Raw genomic sequence first — 3,544 nt, forward strand, 5'->3', positions numbered from 1 at the left:
GGCCCGCGCGAGACGAGGGTCAGGAGCAGGCGGCCGGGGTGGGCGGGTTGCCCGCGCCCGGCTTGTAGCCGGCCGGTCCCAGGTTGGCGTCGAGCGACTTCTGCCACGAGCCGTCGCTGATCATCTTCTTGACGGCGTCGGTGATCTTCGTGCACATCGCGGTGTCGCCCTTCTTCAGGCCGATGCCGTAGTTCTCCTCGGAGAAGGGCTTGCCGACGACCTTGAACTTGCCCTTGTACTGCTCCTGCGCGGCGTAGCCGGCGAGGATCGTGTCGTCGGTCGTCAGGGCGTCGACGCCGCCGGTCTGCAGCGCGGGCAGGCACTCGGAGTAGGTGCCGAACTCCTGCAGCTGCACACCGGGGTACTTGTCCTTGACCTTCTGGGCCGACGTCGAGCCCGTCACCGAGCACAGCTTCTTGCCCGTGAGGCTGTCGGGTCCGGTGATCGAGCTGTCGTCGGCGCGGACGAGCAGGTCCTGGCCGGCGACGAAGTACGGGCCGGCGAAGGAGACCTTCTCCTTGCGTGCGTCGGTGATCGAGTACGTCGCGACGACGAAGTCGACCTGACCCGTCTGGATCAGCGTCTCGCGCTGGGCGCTGGGCGCCTGCACCCAGGTGATCTTGTCCTCCGAGGTGCCGAGTGCCTTGGCGACGTACTTGGCGACGTCGACGTCGAAGCCGCTGTACTCGGTGCCCTTCTTCAGACCCATGCCGGGTTGGTCGAACTTGATGCCGATCTTGAGGCCGTTGTCACCGCCGCCGCCGCTGCCGCTGGCGTCGGGCTGGCCGGAGCCGCACGCGGCGAGCGTGAGCGCCAACGTCGCAGCCGCCGCAACGGCTCCGATTCGTCGTGCCTTCATCTGGATTCCTCCCTGAGTGGTTGCTCACGGCACGCGCGGATGCGTGCCGCTCCCTGTCGATGGTGCAGATGGTGAAGTGGGCCGGCCGTGCGCCGGCTCAGTGGGTGAGGATCTTGCCGAGGAAGTCCTTGGCACGCTCGCTCTTGGGGCTCGTGAAGAACTCCTGGGGCGTACCGACCTCGACGATCTGCCCGTCAGCCATGAAGACGACCCGATCGGCGGCCTTGCGGGCGAAGCCCATCTCGTGGGTCACGACGATCATCGTCATGCCCTCCTTGGCGAGGCCGACCATGACGTCGAGCACCTCGTTGACCATCTCCGGGTCGAGCGCCGACGTCGGCTCGTCGAACAGCATGACCTTCGGACCCATGGCCAGCGACCGGGCGATGGCGACGCGCTGCTGCTGGCCGCCCGAGAGCTGCGCGGGGTACTTGTCCGCCTGCGCCTCGACGCCGACCCGCTCGAGCAGCTGCGTGGCCTGCTGGTCGGCCTCGGACTTGGACTTCTTGCGGACCTTGATCGGTCCGAGCGTCACGTTGTCGCGGATCGTCTTGTGCGCGAAGAGGTTGAAGGACTGGAAGACCATTCCGACGTCGGCGCGCAGCTGGGCGAGGGGCTTGCCCTCCTCCGGCAGCTGCTTGCCGTCGATCGAGATGGTGCCGGACTCGATGGTCTCGAGGCGGTTGATGGCCCGGCACAGCGTCGACTTGCCCGAGCCGGACGGCCCGAGGACGACGACGACCTCGCCCCTGCCGACGGTGAGGTTGATGTCGCGGAGCACGTGCAGGTCGCCGAAGTGCTTGTTGACCCCGTCGATGACGACCATGGGTTCACGGGGCGTGTCCGGGGTGCGGTCGCCGGGCACCGCAGAGCTGGTCTTCACGTCGTCCATCCGCGAAACCTACCGGCTCGGGCGCTCGTGAAGCACCCTCGGCTCCCACCGTGCCCGAATCGTGAGGAGCGACGCCCCCTGCGTGACGGGGCCGACGTCGTCGGTGATATGGGCTGGCGCGCACGATCGCCGCGCCAGCCGTCAGGGAGTGGTCGTCGTCGCCTCTGCCGCCGTCGTCGAGGACGCGGCCGGTGTCGAGCTCGCCGTCTCGGCGGCCGTCGCGACCTGGGTGGCGGTCTTGAGCACCTGCGTGGCGGTCGCGGTGGCGGTCGCCGTCGCGGTGGCCGTGGCGCTCGGCTGCGCATCCGCCGGGGCCGCGGCCGCCGCGCTCGTCGTGCTGGTCACGGGCGGCGGGTCCGACGAGGGCGCAGGGGCTGTCGTCGTGGTCGTCGTGGCGGCCGGAGGTGTCGTGGTGGTCGTCTTCGTGGTGGGCGGCGCCGTCGTCGTCGTGGTCGTGCTCGGCTGGGTGCTCGGCGGCGTCGTCGTGGGCGGAACCGTGGTGGTCGGCGACGGGGCGCTGGTCGTCGGCGTCGGGCGGGTGGCCGTCGGTGTCGGCCGCGTCGACGTCGGAGTGCTCGTCGGGGTGTGCGACGGGGTGCTCGTCACGGTGCCGGGCTTGGACGTGCTCGACGTCGGGGGCCGGCCGCCGGTGCTGACGGGGGAGGAGGTGCTCTCGGTCGCCTCCGTGAGCGGGACGTCGCCGTCGGGGACGGTGCGGATGACGGTGCTGCCGGGGTCGAGCACCAGGTGCGGGACGGCGGCATACGGCACCGAGGCAATGTCTGACGGCGGGAAGCCGAGGTAGGGGGCGGGGTCGACGTAGCGGTCGTTGATGATGACGTCGAAGTGCAGGTGGCAGCCGGTCGACCAGCCGGTCGTTCCGCTGAGCCCGATGACCTGGCCCTGCTTGACCTTCTGGCCCTCCGTGACGAGGAACTTCGACTGGTGGCCGTATGCCGTCTTGACCGTCGCGCTGTGCTGGATGATCGTGCGACCACCCCACGAGGCCGAGACCCGGGCGTAGATGACGGTGCCGTCGGCCGCCGCGTGGATCGGGGTGCCGCAGGCAGCCGCGAGGTCGATGCCCGTGTGGAACATCGGGCGGCCGAGGAGCGGGTGGATGCGCGGGCCGAAGGGCGAGGTCTCGCCCCCGGGGACCGGGTGGATGAAGAGCGGGTGCCCCAGCACGGGCACGGCGAGCGCGTCAGCCGTGGCCGGGGCCAGGCTGATGGCGGGGAACATGAACAGGCCGCCTCCGACGGCGGCCGAGAACGCCGAGTCGACGGGGGCGAGAGTCGCGGTGGGTGCGCTCGGGGCCGTCGCCCGGGTCAGCTGGCTGCGGGCCTGCCCGACCGCGGCGACCGCGTCCTGGACGGCGGCCGGCGACCCGGCGGCGAGCACGAGCGAGGCGGTCGAGGGCCGGGGCGCGCTGCCTCCGAGGAAGGGCAGCATGGCGAAGAGCAGGAGCATGGCCCCGAAGGGCCCGAGCCTGCCGCGCATCCGAATGTTCAGGACGCGCGGACCACTGCGCTCGTCGGCGTCTGTCACTGTCCGGCCACCCCCTCGAGGTGCTTCTGCCTTCTCCTTCGACCCTTGTGCGGCGGACCCGACGCCGCAACCGGAAGTCACCCCGAATGCCACCATGACTCGACCGATCGGTCCCCTCCACCATAGGTCGGCCCCTTCCACAAGAGGCGGTTCCCGTCAGAATCGGGTGAGATCCGGGACTGGTGGGAGACGGGTGTGACGGATGGGGCCGGTGCCCGGATTGCGAGCGTGGCTCCGGGGCGGAC

3 protein-coding genes are annotated in these 3,544 nt (G+C 70.5%); all 3 read right to left on the reverse strand.

Annotation, left to right across the window (positions count from 1 at the left end; all coding sequences use genetic code 11):
- Positions 1–19: 19 nt before the first annotated feature.
- The 3 genes from TAE01_RS20305 to TAE01_RS20315 all read right to left on the reverse strand — a co-directional run bounded on the left by TAE01_RS20305 (position 20) and on the right by TAE01_RS20315 (position 3,251).
- Complete coding sequence (locus TAE01_RS20305) at positions 20–859, reverse strand: glutamate ABC transporter substrate-binding protein (protein WP_147068621.1); 840 nt, start codon at positions 857–859, stop codon at positions 20–22.
- A 97-nt stretch (positions 860–956) separates the two neighbouring features.
- A complete protein-coding gene (locus TAE01_RS20310) occupies positions 957–1,685 on the reverse strand; it encodes an amino acid ABC transporter ATP-binding protein (protein ID WP_147068623.1) in 729 nt (242 codons plus the stop codon).
- 207 nt (positions 1,686–1,892) lie between these two features.
- Positions 1,893–3,251 (reverse strand): M23 family metallopeptidase, encoded by a 1,359-nt coding sequence (locus TAE01_RS20315; protein ID WP_186815322.1) that lies wholly within the window; start codon positions 3,249–3,251, stop codon positions 1,893–1,895.
- Positions 3,252–3,544: the final 293 nt, after the last annotated feature.

The organism is Terrabacter aerolatus, assembly GCF_007991735.1.
Lineage (GTDB): Bacteria > Actinomycetota > Actinomycetes > Actinomycetales > Dermatophilaceae > Terrabacter > Terrabacter aerolatus.

Excerpts from the sequence above, each read along its gene's own strand:
- TAE01_RS20305 (WP_147068621.1), bottom strand. The coding sequence starts at position 859 with ATGAAGGCACGACGAATCGGAGCCGTTGCGGCGGCTGCGACGTTGGCG.
- TAE01_RS20310 (WP_147068623.1), bottom strand. The coding sequence starts at position 1,685 with ATGGTCGTCATCGACGGGGTCAACAAGCACTTCGGCGACCTGCACGTG.
- TAE01_RS20315 (WP_186815322.1), bottom strand. The coding sequence starts at position 3,251 with ATGCGCGGCAGGCTCGGGCCCTTCGGGGCCATGCTCCTGCTCTTCGCC.